Source organism: Streptomyces sp. NPDC047869 (assembly GCF_040704065.1).
Classification (GTDB): Bacteria; Actinomycetota; Actinomycetes; order Streptomycetales; family Streptomycetaceae; genus Streptomyces.
The window spans coordinates 69,173-88,297 of sequence record NZ_JBEYRK010000016.1 but is presented as its reverse complement, the minus strand read 5'-3'; the positions used below and the strand labels follow the sequence as shown (position 1 = coordinate 88,297).

Sequence of the window (19,125 nt, the reverse complement as noted above, 5' to 3'; positions counted from 1 at the left end):
GCGCGATGGACGTAGAACTCCCCGAACTGCCCTTCTCCCTGCGGACCTACGGGCCTGACGGCAACTGGTCCTACGAGGGCGGCGTGCTCACCGGCTGGGCCGGACCCCGGCAGGACCGGTTCGTGCCGCCCACCGGCGAGGCCCTCGACCCCGCCGCCGACGCGCCCCGGCTGCTCGGGGCGCCCGAGGGGGACTTCCAGCTCATAGCCAGGGTCACTGTGGGGTTCGGCGCCTCCTTCGACGCCGGGGTCCTGTACGTCCACGTCGGCGACCGCGCCTGGGCCAAGCTCTGTCTGGAGTACTCCCCGGACGTGCCCACCGTCTGCACGGTGGTCACCCGGGGGCACTCCGACGACGCCAACTCCTTCACTGTAGAAGGAAGTTCGGCGTGGCTGCGGATCAGCCGGACCGGCCGCGCCTTCGCCTTCCACGCCTCCCGGGACGGCCGGCACTGGACCTTCGTCCGGCTCTTCACCCTGGGCGAGGAGAAGGAGTCCGGCGCGGCGCTGGTCGGCTTCATGACCCAGTCGCCGCTGGGCGAGGGCTGTGTGGTGACCTACGACCACCTGGAGTTCCGGGCCGGCTGGCCGGACGACCTGCGCGACGGCGGCTGAGCACGACGGCCGGGGCGCCCCTGGGGAACCGGAGCCGCGCCCCGGCACGTCTACAGGTGCATGATCGACGCACGCCGGACCCCCCGGTCACTGATGATCAGGACCGCCCTGCCCGCGGAGGCCGAGGCCGTCGCCGATGTGATGGTGCGGGCCCGGTCCACGTACTACCCTGACGGCCTTCCGGACCCGGACGTCGACTGGACGGAACGGTGGCGCCAGGCCATCGAACGGCCCGACGGCCACGTGCTGTGCGCGGTGCGCGACGCCCGTTTGGTGGGCCTGGCCTCCTTCCGTGCCCCGGAGGGCTCGCCCGCCGGGGCGGTGAAGCTGTTCCAGTTCCACGTCGCCCCCGGCCACTGGCGGGAGGGCATCGGCACCGCCCTGCACGCCGCCTGCGTGGAGCAGTGGCGGGCCGACGGCACCCGGACGGCCGCGCTCGAGGTGCACGTCGACAACCTCCGTGCCCAGGCCTTCTACGCCCGCCAGGGCTGGGTCCCGGACCCCGAGCACCCGGACGACGGCCATCTCCACCTCAACCTGGTGTTCACGGTCCCCGGGGAATGAACCCCGCTGCTTGAACGTTCACGTACGCGCGCGGAGACCGCCTCCGCCGCCGTACGAGCTGGAGAAGAGCCGAGAGCATGCGCGTCGAAATCTGGAGCGACATCGCCTGTCCCTGGTGCTACGTCGGAAAGGCCCGCTTCGAGAAGGCGCTCGCGGCCTTCCCGCACCGCGACGACGTCGAGGTGGTGCACCGCTCCTTCGAGCTGGACCCCGGCCGTGCCAAGGGAGACGTCCAGCCGGTGCTCACCATGCTCACCCGGAAGTACGGCATGAGCGAGGCGCAGGCCCAGGCGGGCGAGGACAACCTGGGCGCCCAGGCCGCCGCCGAGGGACTGGACTACCGCACCCGAGGCCGCGACCACGGCAGCACCTTCGACATGCACCGCCTGCTGCACTTCGCCAAGGGCCGGGGGAAGCAGGACGAGCTGCTGCAGATCCTCTACCGGGCCAACTTCGCCGAGGAGCGGTCGGTGTACGCCGAGGGCGACGAGCGGCTGGTGGAGCTGGCCGCCGAGGCCGGCCTGGACGCCGAGGCGGCCCGGGCGGTTCTCGCCGACCCCGCCGCCCACGCCGACGAGGTCCGCGCCGACGAGCGCGAGGCCGCCGAGCTCGGCGCCACCGGCGTGCCCTTCTTCGTCCTCGACCGCGCGTACGGCGTCTCCGGCGCCCAGCCCGCCGAGGTCTTCACCCAGGCGCTGACCCAGGCCTGGGGCGAGCGCTCCCCGCTGAAGCCGGTCGGCCAGGGCACCGCCGAGGCCTGTGGCCCGGACGGGTGCGCGGTGCCCCAGTACTGAGAAACCACAGGTCGGCGCGGACGTATAAGGGTCGCTGAGAGGATCCGCGTAGAAATACGCGATGGACTGGCACTTCATCGGGCCGCAGAGTGGAGCCATGGAGACCACGGAGACGTTCGAGAGCCTCGTCCGCGCCGAGTTCGCCCCCAGGACCAGCTACCTCAACACGGCCAGCAACGGCCTGCTGCCCGCCCGTACCGTCACCGCCCTGCACGAGGCGGCGCTGCTGCGGGCCGAGGGCCTGCCGCTGCTGCCGCTGTACGAGGACGTCGAGGCCTGCCGGGCCGCCTACGCCCGGCTCGCCGGCGTTCCGGCCGCCCGTGTCGCGGCCGGCGTCTCGGTCGCCGCGCACACCGGGGTGATCGCCGCCTCGCTCCCCGCGGGCGCCGAAGTCCTCACCGTCGAGGACGACTTCACCTCCGTGGTGAACCCCTTTCACGTCCGCGGCGACCTCAAGGTCCGCGCGGTCCCGCTGGAGCGGATCGCCGAGTCCGTCCGCCCGGGCACCGCGCTCGTCGCGCTCAGCGCGGTCCAGTCCGCCGACGGACGGATCGCCGACCTGGCCGCCGTGCGCGAGGCCGCCCGCGAGCACGGCGCGCGCACCTACGTCGACCACTCCCAGTCCGCCGGCTGGCTCCCGGTGGACGCGGATGCCTTCGACTTCAGCGCCGCGGTCTCCTTCAAGTGGCTCCTCGGCCCGCACGGCGCGGCGTTCCTGGTGGTCCCGGAGGACTTCGGCGGGCTGAGCCCGGTGCTGGCGGGCTGGGTCGCGGGGGAGCGGCCGTGGGACAGCTGCTACGGCCCGGTCGGGGAACTCGCGCACTCCGCACGGCAGTTCGACCTCAGTCATGCCCTGTTCACCTACGCCGGGCTGCGCCGCTCCCTTGAGCTGATCGAGGAGATCGGGCTGCCCGCCGTGCACGCGCACGCCGTGGGGCTCGCCGACCGGTTCCGGGCCGGGCTCGCCGGCCTCGGCCACGAGCCGGTGCCCGCGCCCGGCTCGGCCATCGTCTCGGTGCCGGGGCTCGGTGACCGCCAGCCCGGGCTGGGGGAGGCGGGCATCGTGGTGTCCGACCGCGCGGGCCGTCTGCGCGCGGCCTTCCACCTCTACAACACGCCGGCGGACGTGGACCGTCTGCTGGACGCGCTGTCCGGCTGACAGCACGACCGGGCCGGGGCCTCCCGTCCCACACGAGGAGGCCCCGGCCCGGTGGTCGGGGGTGCTGCCTGCGCCTACTTCACCGGAGTGAAGTCCCGCGCCCCAATGAATTCCGGCCTGCGCACCGGTGCCGCGAACGGCTCCACCGCCTTGTTCTCCACGCTGTTGAAGACGATGAAGACGTTGCTGCGCGGGAACGGCGTGATGTTGTCGCCGGAGCCGTGCATGCAGTTGCAGTCGAACCAGGTCGCCGAGCCGGCCTTGCCGGTGAACAGCCGGATGCCGTGCTCGGCGGCCAGCTTCGTCAGCGCCTCGTCGGACGGGGTGCCCGCGTCCTGCATCTGCAGCGACTTCTTGTAGTTGTCCTTGGGCGTGGCCCCCGCGCAGCCCAGGAACGTGCGGTGCGAGCCCGGCATGATCATGAGCCCGCCGTTGGTGTCGTGATTCTCGGTCAGCGCGATCGAGACGGACACCGTGCGCATGTTCGGCAGGCCGTCCTCGGCGTGCCAGGTCTCGAAGTCCGAGTGCCAGTAGAAGCCGCTCGCGCCGAAGCCCGGCTTGACGTTGATCCGCGACTGGTGGACGTACACGTCCGAACCGAGGATCTGCCGGGCCCGGCCGACCACCCGCTCGTCGCGCACGAGCCTCGCGAACACCTCGCTGATCCGGTGCACTTCGAAGACCGAGCGGATCTCCTTCGACTGCGGCTCGACGATCGAGCGCTCGTCGGCCCGGATCGCCGGGTCGGCGACCAGCCGGTCCAGCTCGCCCCGGTAGACCTCGACCTCGTCCGGGGTGATCAGCTGGTCGACCGCGAGGAAGCCGTCGCGCTCGAACGCCTGCAGATCGGCCGTCGGGATCGGGCCGGGTGTGTCGGGGGAGCCCCAGACCACCGGGTCCTGACGGGGCACGGCCACCTCACTGGTGCCGCGGCTGGGATACAGGTCGGTGACAGCGGTCATGGGTGTCACACCTCCTCGGGCTCGGTGAGCAGCGGGTATACGCCGTTCTCGTCGTGGTCCTCCCGTCCGGTCACGGGCGGGTTGAACACGCAGATGCAGTGGAAGTCCTCCTTGACACGCAGCGTGTGCCGCTCGTGCCCGTTCAGGAGGTACGTGGTGCCGGGAGTGATGGTGTACGTCTTCCCGGTCTCGCGGTCGGTGAGCTCGGCCTCGCCCTTGGTGCAGACGACGGCCTCGATGTGGTTGGCGTACCACATGTGCGTCTCGGTGCCGGCGTACAGGATGGTCTCGTGCACGGAGAAGCCGACCCGCTCCTTGGCGAGGACGATCCGCTTGCTCTCCCACGTGCCGGACGCGGACTTGATGTGCCGGTCGGTGCCTTCGATGTCCTTGAACGATCGGACGATCACGGTGCTGAACTTCCTCCTGGTCGTACGGTGTGCTGTGCGTGCGGCCGGTGGGCCGTACGGAGCGGGTCAGGCGGTCTCGCGGACCGAGCGGGAGAGGATGCTGAGACCCTCTTCCAGCTCCTCGGGGGTGATGGTGAGCGCGGGCAGCAGCTTGACGACCTCGCCCTCCGGCCCCGACGTCTCGATGAGCAGTCCCAGTTCGAAGGCGCGCCGGGCGACCCGTGAGGCGCGCTCCTTGTCGCGGAACTCCAGGCCCCACACCAGGCCGCGGCCGCGGTACTCCTTCACGTCGGCGAGGTTCTCCTCGGTGATGGAGATCAGCGCCTGCTCGAGCTGCTCGCCGCGGGTGCGGGTCTGCTTCTCCATGGCGGAGCCGTCGGTCCAGTACGTCTCGAGGGCCGCGGTGGCGGTGACGAACGCGGGGTTGTTGCCGCGGAAGGTGCCGTTGTGCTCGCCCGGCTCCCAGACGTCCAGCTCGGGCTTGAACAGGCACAGCGACATCGGCAGGCCGTAACCGCTGATCGACTTCGACACGGTGACGATGTCGGGCGTGACCCCCGCCTCCTCGAAGGAGAAGAAGGCGCCCGTGCGGCCGCAGCCCATCTGGATGTCGTCGACTATGAGCAGCATGTCCTGGCGCTCGCACAGCTCGGCCAGCGCGCGCAGCCACTCCGGGCGCGCGACGTTGATGCCGCCCTCGCCCTGGACCGTCTCCACGATCACGGCGGCCGGCTTGTTGAGGCCGGACCCCTGGTCCTCGAGCAGCCGCTCGAACCACAGGAAGTCGGGGACCTGGCCGTCGAAGTAGTTGTCGAACGGCATGGGGGTGCCGTGCACCAGCGGGATGCCCGCGCCGGCCCGCTTGAAGGCGTTGCCGGTGACCGCGAGGGACCCCAGGGACATGCCGTGGAAGGCGTTCGTGAAGGACACGATCGCCTCCCGGCCCTTCACCTTGCGGGCGAGCTTCAGCGCCGACTCGACGGCGTTGGTGCCCGTCGGGCCCGGGAACATGACCTTGTACGGCAGGTCGCGCGGGCGCAGCACCAGGTTCTCGAAGGTCTGCAGGAAGTTCCGCTTGGCGGTGGTCGACATGTCCAGGCCGTGGGTGACGCCGTCCCGGGACAGGTAGTCGATGAGCGCCCGTTTGAGTACCGGGTTGTTGTGCCCGTAGTTGAGTGAGCCGGCCCCGGCGAAGAAGTCGAGATACGCGTGGCCGTCCTCGTCGTACATCCGGCTGCCCTGCGCACGGTCGAACACGGTGGGCCAGCCGCGGCAGTAGCTGCGAACCTCGGACTCGAGGGTCTCGAAGACGCTCAGGTCGGGCTGGGTGATCGTCACGGTGAATCGCTCCTCAGTGCGCGGTGGTGGGGGCCAGAGGGCCGATGCGGTACAGGACTTCGGGGTCGTGCGGGCCGTCCGGGAAAAGGCCGGCCTGGAACAGCACCTCGCGGGTGACGTCCGCGCCGTGCCGGGCCGCGAACGAGGTGAACAGCCGCTCGGAGGCGGTGTTCCCCGGGGTGATGGTGGTCTCGATGCCGGTGATCCCGCGCTCTTCGGCGAGCCGGGCGGTCAGCCCGTCGAGCAGCGCGGCGGCGATGCCGTGGCCGCGGTAGGCGGAGTCCACGGCCACCTGCCAGACGAGCAGGGTGCGGGGGTCGTCCGGCCGCACGTACCCGGTGACGAAACCGACGGGCTCGCCGTCCGCGTCGCGGGCCACCGCCGAGGTGGCCGCGAAGTCCCGGCACCACAGCAGATAGCTGTACGAGGAGTTCAGGTCGAGGGTTTTCGATTCCTTGGCGAGCCGCCAGAGCGAGGCTCCGTCGGTCACCGCCGGTCGGTCGATCAGCAGGTCTGCTGGTGCGGCAGTCATGCGGAAGGAATTTAGCGAGACAAATTGAAGAATGCACGGGCAGGGGCGCCGGGAGTCGTGTTCAGGGTAGTTAAATGTCGGGTTTGACCCACATCAAAATAGGACAAAAGACCTCGCTTGTGGAGTGTGTCACATGCATGAAACTTGCCGGAAAACCTCCCCGTTTAGCTTCGCAAAAAGCGGGCAGAAGAAGACGGGAAGCTATCGATGGGTGAATTCGCGGGAATTGTGAAAGTGATTTGAATTCCCACTCGGGCAATGAAAACGGCCCGCACGGTGTGTGCGGGCCGTCGTTTCGCGGACTTCTGTGGTCACCGCCAGGCTTCGTCGGCCGCCCGGCGGGCCGCCGTCACGTCCACCGTCATCCCGTGCTCGGCGAGCGCCGCGCCCAGCGCCGCGAGACAGGCGTGCACGGCGTCCGGCGTGGCGTCCGGCCCGTAGTGGTTCACCCGGATCATCTCCTTGGCCAGGGCGCCCCCGCCGGCGGCCAGCGGCAGTCCCGCGTCGTTCCCCAGCGCGTGCGCCACCAGCTCAGACGCCACCGTCCCGGACGGCGCCCGCAGGGTGGTGGCCACCGGCGCCGCGTCCTTCGCCTCGTACACGTACGGCTCCAGGCCGCCGCCCAGGGCCACCGCGCCCGCCCGGGTGGCCCGCGCGGCCGCGGCGTGCCGCGCCATCACCGCGTCGAGGCCCGCCGACTCGATCCGTTCCAGACACGCCTCCAGCGCCAGCATCTCCAGCTGGGCGGGAGCGTGCAGCAGCGCCTTGCGGCCGCCGTCGATCCAGCGGTCCTTCCAGTCCAGCAGGGAGAGGTACGAGCGGCGCGGGGCGTCCGGGTTGGCCGCCATGCGCGCCCACGCCCGCTCGCTCACCGAGATCGCCGACACCCCGGCCGGTCCGCCCATCGCCTTCTGGGCCCCGATCACGCACAGGTCCACACCCCACGCGTCCGGCAGCACCGGCTCCGCGCCGACCGAGGCGACCGCGTCCAGGTAGAACAGCGCGCCGTGCTCGCGCACCACCTCGCCGATCTCCGCTGCCGGGTTGGTGTTGCCCGTCGCCGCCTCCGCGTGGACCAGCGACACGAAGTCGATCTCCGGATGCCGGGCGAACGCCTCGCGGATCCGCTCGGCGGTCACCGCCGTGTGGAAGGGCACGTCGACGTCGTGCACCGTGGCCCCGCAGTCCCGCAGCCAGTTGCCGAAGGTCTGCCCGTACGGCCCCGTGATCACGTTCAGTGCCGTCGTGCCGGGCCCGGCCGCCCCGCGGATCGCGCCCTCCAGCGGCAGCAGCGCCTCGCCCTGGGTGATCAGCACGTCCTGCCGGGTGTCCAGCAGCCGGGCCACCCGGTCCTCGATGGCGGCGAACCGTTCGGCGCTCAGCGGGGGCAGATCGAGGAGGGGGTGGGTCACGGCGCTGCTCTCTTCGCTCACGAGGGTCCAGGGGGCCGGCCGGAGGCCGCCGGGAACGAGGGTAACGCTCGCCCTCCGCCGCCCCGGCGACCGGCGAGTTCTCAGGCCGGAAGGCCCTTCGGCCATCGGTTTGATTTGAGAGACCCAAACCTCTCCTTATAATCGGAACCCACGATTCCCCCACTGGAGATCCCCCATGAATACGCTCCTCCGGCGCCGGACCCGCCTTCTGGCCGCCACCACCGCCACGGCCGGGCTCGTGCTCGTGGCCGGCTGCTCCTCGGGCGACGGGGGGAGCGGCGCCACGGTCAAGGGGGTCCACCTCGTCAAGGCCGGGCAGCTCACCACCTGCACCCACCTGCCGTACCCGCCGTTCCAGTCGGAGGTGAACGGCAAGGTGCAGGGCTTCGACGTCGACCTCGTCGACCTCGTCGCCAAGAACCTCGGCGTCAAGCAGCAGATCCTGGACACGCCGTTCGAGAACTTCAAGACCGGCGCGTTCCTCAACTCCGGGCAGTGCGACCTGGCCGCGGCCGGCATGACCATCACCGCCGAACGCAAGAAGAACGTCGACTTCTCCGACCCGTACTTCGAGGCCACCCAGGCGGTCCTCGTCGACCGGAGCAGCGGGGTCAACTCCCTCGAGGACGTCAAGGCAAAGGGCAAGAAGCTCGGCGCTCAGGCTCAGACGACCGGCGAGGACTACGTCAAGGGCAAGGGCTACGACCCGATCTCCTTCGAGTCCTCCGACGCGGTCCTCAACGGCCTGCGCACCGGCCAGGTCCAGGCCGTCGTCATCGACTACCCGGTCGTCCAGGGCTGGCTGAAGGACAAGGCCAACGCGGACAAGTTCAAGGTCGTCGGCAACCTCAAGACCGGTGAGCAGTACGGCTTCACCGTCAAGAAGGGCAACACCGAGCTGCGTGAGGCCCTGAACAAGGCGATCGCCGACGCGAAGGCCGACGGCACGTACAAGAAGCTGTACGAGAAGTGGATCGGCCCGTACGACGCGTCCGCCGCCTCTCCCTCGGCCTCATGACCGACACCGGCGTACGACTCCAGCCGAAGAAGAAGGGCCTGACCCGGCGGCAGCGGCGCAGCCTGTCCCGGGCCGTGCAGTACGTGGTGTTCGCCGCCGCCGTGATCGCGTTCGCGGTCGCGGCGGACTGGGGCCGGCTGAAGAACCAGTTCGCCCAGGGCGGCATCGCCAAGCAGATGTTCCCCGAGGTCATCACGCTGGCGCTGAAGAACACCGTGCTCTACACGCTGTCCGGCTTCGTCGTCGGACTCGTCCTCGGCATGGTCATCGCGTTGATGCGGCTGTCGTCCGTGGGCCCGTACCGCTGGGTGGCGGGCATCTACATCGAGATCTTCCGCGGTCTGCCGGCGCTGCTGATCTTCATCTTCGTCGGCGTGGCCGTGCCGCTGGCCTTCCCGGGCACGGAGATCCCGGGCGGCACCTACGGCAAGGTCGCCATCGCGCTCGGCCTGGTCTCGGCCGCGTACATGGCGGAGACGATCCGCGCCGGCATCCAGGCGGTGCCCAAGGGGCAGATGGAGGCCGCCCGTTCGCTCGGCTTCTCACCCACCCGGGCCATGGTCTCGATCATCGTCCCGCAGGCCTTCCGGATCATCCTGCCGCCGCTCACCAACGAACTCGTCCTGCTCTTCAAGGACTCCTCGCTGGTGCTGTTCCTCGGCGTCACCCTGGAGGAGCGCGAACTGTCCAAGTACGGCCGCGATCTGGCCAGTACCACCGCCAACTCCACGCCTATCCTGGTCGCGGGCCTGTGCTACCTGCTGGTGACCATCCCGCTCGGCTACGTCGTCCGGCGCATGGAGTCCAGGTCCCAGGAGGCGATCCGATGAGCAGCGCGGAGATCCAGGTCCGGGACCTGCACAAGTCCTTCGGCGACAACCATGTGCTGCGCGGCATCGACCTGGAGATCGGCCAGGGCGAGGTCGTCTGCGTCATCGGGCCCTCCGGCTCCGGCAAGTCCACGCTGCTGCGCTGCGTGAACCTGCTCGAAGAGCCCACCAAGGGCCAGGTCTTCGTCGGCGGCACCGAACTGACCGACCCCGACGTCGACATCGACGCCGTACGCCGCCGTATCGGCATGGTCTTCCAGCAGTTCAACCTCTTCCCGCACCTGAACGTCACCGACAACCTCACGCTGCCGCAGCGCCGGGTCCTCGGCCGGGACAAGGCGACGGCCGCCCGGATCGCCGCCGAGAACCTGGACCGCGTCGGCCTGGCCGAGAAGGCGCGGGCCTACCCGTCCTCCCTCTCCGGCGGCCAGCAGCAGCGGGTGGCCATCGCCCGCGCGCTCGCCATGGGCCCCGAGGTGATGCTGTTCGACGAGCCGACCTCCGCGCTCGACCCCGAACTGGTCGGGGACGTCCTCGCGGTCATGCGCCGGCTCGCCGAGGAGGGCATGACCATGATGGTCGTCACCCACGAGATGACCTTCGCGCGCGAGGTCGCCGACCGGGTCGTCTTCATGGACGGCGGCCTGATCGTCGAGGAGGGCCGCCCCGGCCAGGTCATCGGCGCCCCGCGGCACGAGCGCACCCGTCACTTCCTCTCCCGTCTGCTGGACCCGGCGATGGCCGAGGTCGAGGAGGAGACCTCGGACCAGGTGGGCGGGCCCGGAGCCGAGCGGTAGACCGGTGGGTGGGCCCGGGCCCCGGCTGGCTAGGGTGCCGGGTATGAGCGATGACGCGGTGCTGCATGTGAGGGGGCGGGTCCTGGCCGGGCCCGAGGACGTCCGCGACGAACTGTGGGTGGTCGGGGGCCGCGTCTCCTACGACCGCCCCGCCGGGGCGCGTGACATCACCACCGTCGAGGGCTGGGCGCTGCCCGGCCTGGTCGACGCGCACTGCCACGTCGGCCTCGGCACCGACGGCCCGGTGGACGCGGACACCGCCGAGAAGCAGGCGCTGACCGACCGGGAGCGGGGCACGCTGCTGATCCGGGACGCCGGCTCCCCCTCCGACACCCGCTGGATCGACGACCGCGAGGACCTCCCGAAGATCATCCGGGCGGGCCGGCACATCGCCCGCACCCGCCGTTACATCCGCAACTACGCGTGGGAGGTCGAGCCGGAGGACCTGGTCGCCCACGTCGCCCGGGAGGCGGAGCGCGGCGACGGCTGGGTGAAACTGGTCGGCGACTGGATCGACCGCGACCTCGGAGACCTGTCCGCCTGCTGGCCGCGGGAGGCGGCCGAGGCCGCCATCGCCGAGGCCCATCGGCTGGGCGCCCGCGTCACCGCGCACTGCTTCGCCGAGAGCTCGCTCCGTGACCTGGTCGAGGCCGGCATCGACTGCGTCGAGCACGCCACGGGCCTCACGGACGACCTGATCCCGCTCTTCGCCGAGCGGGGCGTGGCGATCGTCCCGACCCTCGTCAACATCGCCACCTTCCCGCAGCTCGCCGCGGGCGGCGAACGCAGGTATCCGCGCTGGTCGGCCCATATGCGCCGGCTCCATGAGCGCCGCTACGACACCGTGCGCGGCGCCCACGACGCCGGGATCCCGGTCTACGTCGGCACGGACGCCGGCGGCTCACTGGCCCACGGCCTGGTCGCGGCCGAGGTCGCGGAACTGGTCACCGCGGGCATCCCGCCCGTCCGGGCGGTGGCGGCGGCGAGCTGGAGCGCCCGTGCCTGGCTGGGCCGTCCCGGCCTGGATGAGGGCGCACCGGCCGACCTCGTGGTGTACGAGGCCGACCCGCGGGCGGACGTCCGGGTACTGGCGGCCCCGCGCCGGGTGGTGCTGAACGGACGCGTGGTGGAGTAGGGACGGCGGGGCCGGCGAGCGGGCGGCGGGGCCCGGGCGGGGCAGGGGAACGCACGTGCCCGAGGATTCGAAGAGACGTGCTGAAACTCCACGATGGAGTGAAGTGACGCAGGATCGCTGACCGTTCACCCACAGTGCGTAAAGGTTGACGGGTCCCAAGCAAGTTTCCTCTGGGGGTCCCACCGCCTTGAACAGCAACAACTTCCGCATGCCCGCACGCAGGCTCGCCACGGTGGCGACGGTCACCGCGCTCGCGGCGGCGCCCGCGCTGCTGGGCGCGAGCGCCGCGCACGCCACCACCGGTCACGGCCGCGCCTCCGCCGTCGTGCTCCGCACCGGGCTCGACGTGTCCCTGCTCAACAAAACCGTGAACGTCCCGCTCGCGGTCAGCCTCAACGAGGTCCAGGCGCCGCGCAGCGCGGACAGGACGACCCTGACGGCCCGGCTCGACGGCGTGAACGGCGGCCGGCCGTTCACGGTCCTCGCCGCGCAGGCCGCCTCGGCCAGGGCGACGGCGAACGGCCGGCTCGCCGAGGGCTCGGTCCGTCTCGCCCACGCCAGGCTGCACGTCCCGGGCCTGCCGCTGCTGTCCGTGGTGGAGGTCGGCACGGTCACCGCCGAGGCGACCTGTGCCGCCGGGAAGAAGCCGGTCGCCTCCGCGAACGTCCTCGGCGCCGTCACGGTCCTCGGCAAGCGGGTCTCGCTGACCGCCGGCGGCCCGGCCGAGGTGAAGGTGCCCGGCGTCGGCGAGGTCCGCCTCGACCTCTCCCAGCGCCGGACCACGTCCCGTACGGCGGCCGCCACGGCGCTCGAACTCAAGGTCTCCGTCAACCCGCTGAAGCTGAACGTGGCGGAGGTCAACGGCACGGTCACCCTGGCCAAGGCCACCTGCGAGACCCCGGTACCCGCCCGGCACGTGACCCCGACCCACGCCGGCACCGCCCCCGAGGTGAAGCCCCAGGGTGCCCCGGGCGCCGAGGCCGACCTCGCGGAAACGGGCGGCAGCTCCTCGACCCCGTACATCGCGGGCGGCGCACTGGCACTGCTGCTGCTCGGCGGAGGAGCGGTCACGGTGGCCCGCCGCCGCAGGAGCTGACGACGGCCGGGGGGACGGCCTTCGCGGCCCGCAGACGGGCGGGCCGGTGGGAAAGGGGCCCAGGGGGGCGCCCCGGCTACGGCAGCGCGGCCGACAGCGCCGTCAGGAACCCGCGCACCGTCCCCCGGTCCCGCACCGCCACCCGTACCCACGCGTCCCCGTCCAGCCCGGGAAACGTGTCCCCCCGCCGCACCGCGTACCCCAGCTCACGCAACCGCCGCCGCACGGCACCCGCCCCCGGCAGCCGCACCAGCACGAATGGCCCCTCCGCGGGCGACACCACCCGCACCCCGCGGGACGCGAACGCGGCGAGCCCCGCCACCAGATGGCCGCGGTCCGCCGCGATCCGGTGGGCCGCGTGCGCCGCCTCCGCCAGCGCCCGGGGCGCCACACACGCCTCGGCCGCGGCGAGCGCCGGCGTCGACACCGGCCACAGCGGCTGGGCCCGCTCCAGCTCGGCGATCGTCTCCGGCGCGGCCAGCACGTACCCGATGCGCAGTCCGGCCAGCCCCCAGGTCTTGGTCAGGCTGCGCAGCACGACGAGACCGGGCACGTCCGTCCGCCCGGCCAGCGCCTCCCGTTCACCCGGCACCGCGTCCATGAACGCCTCGTCGACCACCAGCACCCGGCCGGGCCGGGCGAGTGCGGCGATCACACCGCCCGGATGCAGCACCGACGTCGGATTCGTCGGATTGCCGATCACCACCAGGTCCGCGTCCTCGGGCACCGCCGCCGGATCCAGCCGGAACCCGTCCGCCTCCCGCAGCAGCACCCGGTCCACGGTGTGCCCCGCGTCCCGCAGCGCCGCCTCCGGCTCGGTGAACTGCGGATGCACCACGACCGGCCGGCGCACCTTCAGCGCCCGCGCCAACAGCACGAACGCCTCCGCCGCCCCCGCCGTCAGCAGCACCCGCTCCACCGGCAGCCCGTGCCGCGCCGCGACCGCCGCCCGCGCGGCCCGCCCGTCCGGGTAGGCCGCGAGGGACGGCAGCGAGGCGGCGATCTCCTCCCGCAGCCACGGCGGAGGCGTGTCCGCGCGGACGTTGACGGCGAGATCGACCAGCCCGGCGCCGTCGTCGCGCATCTCGGCGTCGCCGTGATGACGCAGATCGTGCCCGGGGCCCGGGGCGTCCCCGGTCTCCTCAGCGCGCATGGCTGTGCGAGTGCCCCCCGTGATGGTGGTGCCCGTGCCCGTGGTGGTGACCGTCGTCGTCCGGGTGGAAGTGCGGCTGCTGCGGCAGCCCCACCTTGTCCTCGAAGCCCGGCAGCGCGATCCGGTACACACAGGAGTCGCAGTTCATCCGCAGATCGCCCTTGACGGCCTCCGCGTACCGCTCCATCACCAGGTCCAGCAGCTCCGGCTCGGGCCCGATGACGTCCGCCGAGCGCACCTCCAGCTCCGGACGGGCGGCCGCCCACTCCTCGGTCTGCCGGCGCACCCGGTCCGGCAGGATGCCGGTGAACAGGAAGTAGGGCAGCACGACGATGCGCCGCGCCCCCAGCCTGGCGCACCGGTCGAGGCCGCTCGGCACGTCCGGTGCCGCCAGCGACACGAACGCCGGCTCGACGCCCGCGTAGCCGCGCCCCTCCCACAGCAGCCGGGCCGCCTTGTGCACCTCGGCGTTGGCGTCCGGGTCGGTCGACCCGCGCCCCACCAGCAGCACGGTCACGTCGGACCGCTCGGCGGACGTACCGGCCAGCGCCTCCTCCAGCCGCCGCTCCAGCACGTTCAGCAGCGCCGGGTGCGGGCCGAGCGGGCGTCCGTAGGTGTACGAGATGCCCGGGTGCCGTTCCTTCTCCCGGGACAGCGCCGCCGGGATGTCGCCCTTGGCGTGCCCGGCGGACACCAGCATCAGCGGGACGGCCGCGAACCGCCGTACGCCCCGCTCCACCAGCTCGGCGACCGCCTCGCCCAGCGGAGGCGGGGAAAGCTCGATGAAGCCGCCGGCGACGGGCAGTTGGGGGTGACGGCGGCCCAGCTCCCGCACGAAGTCGCGGAACGCCTCGGCTCCGGCCTCGTCCCGGGTGCCGTGGCCGGCGATGAGCAGGGCGGGCGGCGGGGTGGTCACGGGGTCTCCTCCGGGGAAATCGGCTGGTACAGCAGGGCGTTGAGCGCGGCGGCGGCGACCGCCGATCCGCCCTTCTCGGACACGTTGCTCACGGCGGGCAGCCCGCTCGCGCGCAACGCCTCCTTGGACTCGGCCGCGCCGACGAAGCCGACGGGCAGGCCGATGACGAGCGCCGGGGAGGCGTCCAGGGTCAGCAGCTCCTCCAGGGCGGTCGGCGCGCAGCCGATCACCCACAGGGCGCCCGGACCGACCTGCTCGTAGGCGAGCCGGACCGCGTGCGCCGAACGGGTCAGCCCCGGACCGGCCACGGCGTCCTTCAGCCGGCAGACGGTCTCCCGCCGGGTGATGCCGGCCGCGACCATCTCGACGTCCACCACGACGGGCGCCCCGGCGTGCAGCGCGGCGTGCGCCCTCACCAGATCGCCCTCGTCGGTGACGAGGTCGGTCGCGTACTCCAGGTCGGCGGCGGAGTGGATGACCCGCTCCACCACCGCCCTGGTCAGCGGCGGGAAGTGCGAGGTGTCCAGGCGGGCGCGCAGCCGCCGGAAGGACTCCTGCTCGATGGGGTGGACGACACGGTTCACTGGGCGCCCTCCCGCGGGCCGGTCTGCGTGCTCTCCTGCCAGCGGTAGCCGCGCGGGGTCACCATGCGGCCGGCGATGTTCCGGGTCGCGGTGTTGCCCACGGTGACGACCGTCATCATGTCGACCGTCGCCGGGTCGAGTTCGCCGAGCGCGGTCAGCCTGCTCGACTCGTCCGGCCGGGAGGCGTTGCGCACCACACCGACCGGCGTCGCCGGGTCCCGGTGCCCGGCGAGGATCGCGAGCGCCTTGGGCAGCTGCCAGTCGCGGCCCCGGGACCGCGGGTTGTAGAAGGTGACCACGATGTCCGCCTCGGCCGCCGCCCGCACCCGCCGCTCGATGACCTCCCACGGCGTGTGCAGGTCGGACAGGCTGATGGACACGTGGTCGTGGCCCAGCGGCGCGCCCAGGATCGCCCCCGCGGCCAGCGCGGCCGTCACGCCCGGCACACCGACCACGTCGATGTCGTCGGACGCCTCGGCGAGCGCCGGGGAGGCCATGGCGTACACGCCCGCGTCCCCGCTGCCGATCAGCGCCACCGCGTGCCTGCGCCGGGCCTCCGCCACGGCCGTACGGGCCCGCTCCTCCTCCGCGCCGAGCCCCGACTCCAGCACCCGGGTGCCGGGCCGCAGCAGGTCGCGGATCTGGTCGACGTACTGGTCGAGGCCGACCAGCACCGAGGCCCGCCGCAGTTCGGCCGTCGCGCGCGGGGTGAGCAGGTCCCGGGCGCCCGGCCCGAGCCCGACCACGGCGAGCCGTCCGCGTCCCGGACGCCGCACCACCGCGCAGGTCGCCATCGCAGGCCGGCCGTCGGCGCGCACCGACTTCCGCTTGGGCACGAGGAGTTCACCACCGCGCGCCAGTGCCGCCGCCTCCGCGACCGACGGCGTGCCCACGGCCGCGAGCGGCGCGCCGGACGGGTTGGGCACCGCCACGTCCGCCAGTTCCTCCGCCGGGTAGGTCACCAGGGGCACCCCCAGCCGCCCGGCGGCGGCCACGATGCCCGGCTCCTCCGACTTCGCGTCCACGGTGGCGACTTCGGCGACCGACCGCGGCGACAGGCCCGCCTCCCGCAGCGCCTCCTCGACCAGGGCCAGCACCTCGTCCGCCGGCGCGCCCCGGGAGGCGCCCACGCCGACCACCAAAGACGGCGGCCTGAGCAGCACCTCCCGCTCGCCCGGCGCGACGGCCCGGTCGGTGAGCCGTACGGTGTACGCGCCCCGCGGCGAGGTGGGCAGCGCGGGCAGCGGCCACGGCACCTCGGCCTCCAGAGCGACCGGTTCGCCGTCCAGCAGCGCCCGCGACACCGCGGCCACCGCCCCCTCGAACGGGAACCCGAGGGTGTCGAGACCCGGCAGCCCCACCGCGTCCGTCGCGGTCGTCACCACCGGTTCGGCGCCCAGCAACCCGCCGACCTCGCGGGCGAGTTCGTTGGCGCCGCCGCCGTGCCCGCCGAGCAGCGACACCGCGAACCGGCCGCCCTCGTCCACGCACACCACGCCCGGGTCGGCCGCCTTGTCGCCGAGCAGCGGCGCGAGCAGCCGTACCACCGCGCCCGTCGCCAGGAAGCAGACCAGCTGCTCGCACTCGGCGAACGCGGCCCGCACGGCATCCCCGGCGCCACCGTCGTACACCCGCGTACGGTCCGGCCAGGCCGCGGCCAGCCGGTCCCGCGCCGCCGCGCCCGCCGCGGTGGCGGAAATGAGGCCGATCACTTCGCTACTCCTTCACTGGATGCCGGGGGACGGACGCCCCACAGCAGGAAAACCGGATTGGCCGCCGCCAGCCGGGTCACGTCCCCGGGCAGCGGCGCCAGCCGGGACGACTGCAGCAGCACGCCCTCGCAGCGGAGCCCCGCGCCCGTCAGCGCCGCGCGCGCGGCCGGCAGCCGGTCCAGGGCGGCCATGGCGACGACGACGGTCCGCCGGGCCCGCCGCGCGCACGCGCCGACGATGGCCGGCATCTCGCGCCCCCCGCCGCCGACGAACACGGCGTCGGGGTCGTCGAGACCGTCCAGCGCGTCCGGCGCCGCACCGTGCACCACGTCCACGTCGACTCCGTGGGCGGCGGCGTTGGCCCGGATCCGCTCGACGCCGTCCGCGGTCCGCTCCACGGCGACGGCGGCCGCGCCGAGCCGCGCGCACTCCACGGCCACCGACCCCGAGCCGGCCCCGACGTCCCACACCAGGTCGCCCAGGCGCGGCCCCAGCCGGGCGAGCGCCAGCGCCCGCACCTCGAACTTGGTGATCATCGAGTCGCGGTGCGCGAACTCGCCCTCGTCCAGGGCCCATCCGGCGGGCCGCGCCCCCGCCCCGGCGACCGTCCGCACGGCGCCCAGCGTCCGCGCCTCGTCCAGGCACAGCACCACGCTCACCGCCGTGCCCCAGTCCCGGGCGGCGGCCTCGGCGGGCGTCACCCGCTCCACGCGCTCGTGCTCCGGATCGCCCAGCGCGCTCGCCACGACCAGCAGCCGGCCGCCGCCGAGCGCGGCTCCCAGCTCGGCCGGCCCGGCGCCGGGCCCGGTCAGCACGGCCACCTTCGGATGCGCCCGGCACGCGTTGACGGCCGTCCGCAGATCACGCCCGTGCGCGCTGACCACGACCGCGTCGTCCCACGGCAGCCCCAGCCGCGCGAACGCGGTGGCCACCGAGGACACCCCCGGCCGCACGTCCAGCCGCCCCGCCCCGAACCGCTCGGCCAGCGCCCGCACGATCCCGAAGAACCCCGGGTCCCCGGAGGCCAGCACGACCACCGGCAGCCCCCGGTCCGCGTACTCCCCGATCGCGTCCAGGGCGGGCGCCAGCGGCCCGAGCACGAGCCGCCCGGCCCCCTCGGGCAGGCGCACGGCGTCCAGGTGCCGCCGCCCGCCCACGACGAGGGCGGCACCGGCGAGCACCTCGTCCGCGACCGGCGCGCCCGTCCCCGTACCGACGACCGTGATCAACTCTTCGCCCTCTGCTCGCGCAGCGCCCGCCGTGCCTCCGGGTCGGCCTTGCGGTACCCGTGGAAGTGGCCGGGGTGGTACAGGTGCGAGCGGGTCCCGTGGGCGTCCAGGGCCGCGCCGACCAGGAAGAGCGTGTGCTTCCAGAGCTTGTGCTCCTTGACCGTCTCCTCCAGCGTGCCGATCGTGCACCTGACGATCAGCTCCTCCGGCCAGGTCGCCTGGTACGCGACGACCACGGGGGTGTCCGTGGGATAGCCGCCCTCCAGCAGCTCCCGCACCAGCTGGCCGCTGCGCGCCGCCGACAGGAACACCGCCATCGTGGTGCCGTGCCGGGCGAACTCGCGCACCTCCTCACCGGGCGGCATCGGCGTCTTGCCGCCGCCGAGCCGGGTCAGGACGACCGACTGGGCCACCTCGGGGATGGTCAGCTCCCGCTGGGCGAGGGCGGCCACGGCGGAGAACGAGGACACTCCCGGCACGACCTCGGTCGCGATGCCGATCTCCGCGCACCGGTCGAGCTGCTCCTGCGTGCCGCCCCACAGCGCCGGGTCCCCGGAGTGGATCCGCGCGACCTCCAGCCCCTCGGCGTGGGCCCGCCGGTAGACGCCGACCACGTCCTCCAGCGACATCGCCGCCGAGTCCAGGATCTCCGCGTCGTCCCGCGCGTGCTCCAGGACCTCGGCCTGCACCAGGCTCGCCGCCCAGATCACCACGTCGGCGGCCGCGATCGCGCGCGCGGCCCGGAACGTCAGCAGGTCGGCGGCGCCGGGGCCGGCACCGACGAACGTCACCTTGCCGGCGGGGGCATCGGCCATGGCCATGGGAAGGGGTCCTCTCGTAGGAAAGACG

20 protein-coding genes are annotated in these 19,125 nt (G+C 73.0%); 9 read left to right on the top strand and 11 right to left on the bottom strand.

The genetic code is table 11. From position 1 onward, the window contains the following. The first annotated feature begins 5 nt into the window (after positions 1-5). The 4 genes from AB0924_RS21585 to AB0924_RS21570 all read left to right on the top strand — a co-directional run bounded on the left by AB0924_RS21585 (position 6) and on the right by AB0924_RS21570 (position 3,131). Entirely contained in the window at positions 6-614 is a 609-nt protein-coding gene (locus AB0924_RS21585) for a DUF1349 domain-containing protein (protein ID WP_358931787.1), read from the top strand. Positions 615-674: 60 nt separating this feature from the next. Next, positions 675-1,178 carry a GNAT family N-acetyltransferase gene (locus AB0924_RS21580; protein ID WP_366912196.1) on the top strand — a complete coding sequence of 168 codons (504 nt, stop codon included), beginning with the start codon at positions 675-677 and terminating at the stop codon, positions 1,176-1,178. A 77-nt stretch (positions 1,179-1,255) separates the two neighbouring features. Next, positions 1,256-1,972, top strand: a complete 717-nt coding sequence (locus tag AB0924_RS21575) for a DsbA family oxidoreductase (protein WP_366912195.1) — start codon at positions 1,256-1,258, stop codon at positions 1,970-1,972. Between the two features lie 97 nt (positions 1,973-2,069). Further along, positions 2,070-3,131, top strand: a complete 1,062-nt coding sequence (locus tag AB0924_RS21570; RefSeq protein WP_366912194.1) for an aminotransferase class V-fold PLP-dependent enzyme — start codon at positions 2,070-2,072, stop codon at positions 3,129-3,131. A gap of 74 nt (positions 3,132-3,205) precedes the next feature. Here AB0924_RS21570 and thpD read toward each other — a convergent pair whose 3' ends face one another. The 5 genes from thpD to AB0924_RS21545 form a co-directional block, all read right to left on the bottom strand. Beyond that, the gene (gene thpD / locus AB0924_RS21565; RefSeq protein ID WP_366912193.1) at positions 3,206-4,093 is read right to left on the bottom strand and encodes an ectoine hydroxylase; all 888 of its coding nucleotides are present in this window, start codon (positions 4,091-4,093) and stop codon (positions 3,206-3,208) included. Between the two features lie 5 nt (positions 4,094-4,098). Then, positions 4,099-4,503, bottom strand: a complete 405-nt coding sequence (locus AB0924_RS21560; protein ID WP_366912192.1) for an ectoine synthase — start codon at positions 4,501-4,503, stop codon at positions 4,099-4,101. A gap of 66 nt (positions 4,504-4,569) precedes the next feature. After that, entirely contained in the window at positions 4,570-5,841 is a 1,272-nt protein-coding gene (gene ectB, locus AB0924_RS21555; protein WP_358931800.1) for a diaminobutyrate--2-oxoglutarate transaminase, read from the bottom strand. Positions 5,842-5,854: 13 nt separating this feature from the next. Further along, a complete protein-coding gene (gene ectA, locus AB0924_RS21550) occupies positions 5,855-6,373 on the bottom strand; it encodes a diaminobutyrate acetyltransferase (RefSeq protein ID WP_358931802.1) in 519 nt (172 codons plus the stop codon). A gap of 311 nt (positions 6,374-6,684) precedes the next feature. Continuing rightward, a complete protein-coding gene (locus tag AB0924_RS21545; RefSeq protein WP_358931804.1) occupies positions 6,685-7,785 on the bottom strand; it encodes an aminotransferase class V-fold PLP-dependent enzyme in 1,101 nt (366 codons plus the stop codon). A 196-nt stretch (positions 7,786-7,981) separates the two neighbouring features. On the opposite strand from AB0924_RS21545, the gene AB0924_RS21540 reads away from it, so the two are divergent. The 5 genes from AB0924_RS21540 (at position 7,982) to AB0924_RS21520 (ending at position 12,682) form a co-directional block, all read left to right on the top strand. Then, entirely contained in the window at positions 7,982-8,824 is an 843-nt protein-coding gene (locus tag AB0924_RS21540) for a transporter substrate-binding domain-containing protein (protein WP_366912191.1), read from the top strand. Beyond that, a complete protein-coding gene (locus AB0924_RS21535; protein WP_366912190.1) occupies positions 8,821-9,654 on the top strand; it encodes an amino acid ABC transporter permease in 834 nt (277 codons plus the stop codon). Before AB0924_RS21540 ends, AB0924_RS21535 begins: the two co-directional genes overlap by 4 nt. Further along, entirely contained in the window at positions 9,651-10,451 is an 801-nt protein-coding gene (locus tag AB0924_RS21530; protein WP_359554961.1) for an amino acid ABC transporter ATP-binding protein, read from the top strand. The genes AB0924_RS21535 and AB0924_RS21530 overlap by 4 nt, the downstream gene beginning before the upstream one ends. Before the next feature lie 43 nt (positions 10,452-10,494). Next, positions 10,495-11,586, top strand: a complete 1,092-nt coding sequence (locus AB0924_RS21525; protein WP_358931813.1) for an amidohydrolase family protein — start codon at positions 10,495-10,497, stop codon at positions 11,584-11,586. A 187-nt stretch (positions 11,587-11,773) separates the two neighbouring features. After that, positions 11,774-12,682 (top strand): SCO1860 family LAETG-anchored protein, encoded by a 909-nt coding sequence (locus tag AB0924_RS21520; protein WP_358931815.1) that lies wholly within the window; start codon positions 11,774-11,776, stop codon positions 12,680-12,682. A 76-nt stretch (positions 12,683-12,758) separates the two neighbouring features. Here the strand turns inward: AB0924_RS21520 and cobC are convergent, their stop codons facing one another. The 6 genes from cobC to cobM are packed head-to-tail and all read right to left on the bottom strand — an operon-like array spanning position 12,759 to position 19,091. Beyond that, positions 12,759-13,835, bottom strand: coding sequence for an Rv2231c family pyridoxal phosphate-dependent protein CobC (gene cobC, locus AB0924_RS21515; protein WP_358931817.1), 1,077 nt, complete (start codon positions 13,833-13,835; stop codon positions 12,759-12,761). Next, positions 13,825-14,751, bottom strand: coding sequence for a sirohydrochlorin chelatase (locus tag AB0924_RS21510; RefSeq protein WP_366912189.1), 927 nt, complete (start codon positions 14,749-14,751; stop codon positions 13,825-13,827). Before AB0924_RS21510 ends, cobC begins: the two co-directional genes overlap by 11 nt. Beyond that, on the bottom strand, positions 14,748-15,335 hold the full coding sequence (locus AB0924_RS21505) for a precorrin-8X methylmutase (RefSeq protein ID WP_358931821.1): 588 nt from the start codon (positions 15,333-15,335) through the stop codon (positions 14,748-14,750). The genes AB0924_RS21510 and AB0924_RS21505 overlap by 4 nt, the downstream gene beginning before the upstream one ends. Further along, on the bottom strand, positions 15,332-17,047 hold the full coding sequence (gene cobJ / locus AB0924_RS21500) for a precorrin-3B C(17)-methyltransferase (protein WP_366912187.1): 1,716 nt from the start codon (positions 17,045-17,047) through the stop codon (positions 15,332-15,334). The genes AB0924_RS21505 and cobJ overlap by 4 nt, the downstream gene beginning before the upstream one ends. Continuing rightward, on the bottom strand, positions 17,044-18,276 hold the full coding sequence (gene cbiE, locus AB0924_RS21495; protein WP_366912186.1) for a precorrin-6y C5,15-methyltransferase (decarboxylating) subunit CbiE: 1,233 nt from the start codon (positions 18,274-18,276) through the stop codon (positions 17,044-17,046). Before cbiE ends, cobJ begins: the two co-directional genes overlap by 4 nt. After that, positions 18,273-19,091 carry a precorrin-4 C(11)-methyltransferase gene (cobM, locus tag AB0924_RS21490; RefSeq protein WP_358931968.1) on the bottom strand — a complete coding sequence of 273 codons (819 nt, stop codon included), beginning with the start codon at positions 19,089-19,091 and terminating at the stop codon, positions 18,273-18,275. The genes cbiE and cobM overlap by 4 nt, the downstream gene beginning before the upstream one ends. Positions 19,092-19,125: the final 34 nt, after the last annotated feature.

Coding starts and splice junctions, on each gene's coding strand:
- AB0924_RS21585 (WP_358931787.1), top strand. CDS start 6: ATGGACGTAGAACTCCCCGAACTGCCCTTCTCCCTGCGGACCTACGGG.
- AB0924_RS21580 (WP_366912196.1), top strand. CDS start 675: ATGATCGACGCACGCCGGACCCCCCGGTCACTGATGATCAGGACCGCC.
- AB0924_RS21575 (WP_366912195.1), top strand. CDS start 1,256: ATGCGCGTCGAAATCTGGAGCGACATCGCCTGTCCCTGGTGCTACGTC.
- AB0924_RS21570 (WP_366912194.1), top strand. CDS start 2,070: ATGGAGACCACGGAGACGTTCGAGAGCCTCGTCCGCGCCGAGTTCGCC.
- thpD (WP_366912193.1), bottom strand. CDS start 4,093: ATGACCGCTGTCACCGACCTGTATCCCAGCCGCGGCACCAGTGAGGTG.
- ectA (WP_358931802.1), bottom strand. CDS start 6,373: ATGACTGCCGCACCAGCAGACCTGCTGATCGACCGACCGGCGGTGACC.
- AB0924_RS21540 (WP_366912191.1), top strand. CDS start 7,982: ATGAATACGCTCCTCCGGCGCCGGACCCGCCTTCTGGCCGCCACCACC.
- AB0924_RS21535 (WP_366912190.1), top strand. CDS start 8,821: ATGACCGACACCGGCGTACGACTCCAGCCGAAGAAGAAGGGCCTGACC.
- AB0924_RS21530 (WP_359554961.1), top strand. CDS start 9,651: ATGAGCAGCGCGGAGATCCAGGTCCGGGACCTGCACAAGTCCTTCGGC.
- AB0924_RS21525 (WP_358931813.1), top strand. CDS start 10,495: ATGAGCGATGACGCGGTGCTGCATGTGAGGGGGCGGGTCCTGGCCGGG.
- cobC (WP_358931817.1), bottom strand. CDS start 13,835: ATGCGCGCTGAGGAGACCGGGGACGCCCCGGGCCCCGGGCACGATCTG.
- cobM (WP_358931968.1), bottom strand. CDS start 19,091: ATGGCCGATGCCCCCGCCGGCAAGGTGACGTTCGTCGGTGCCGGCCCC.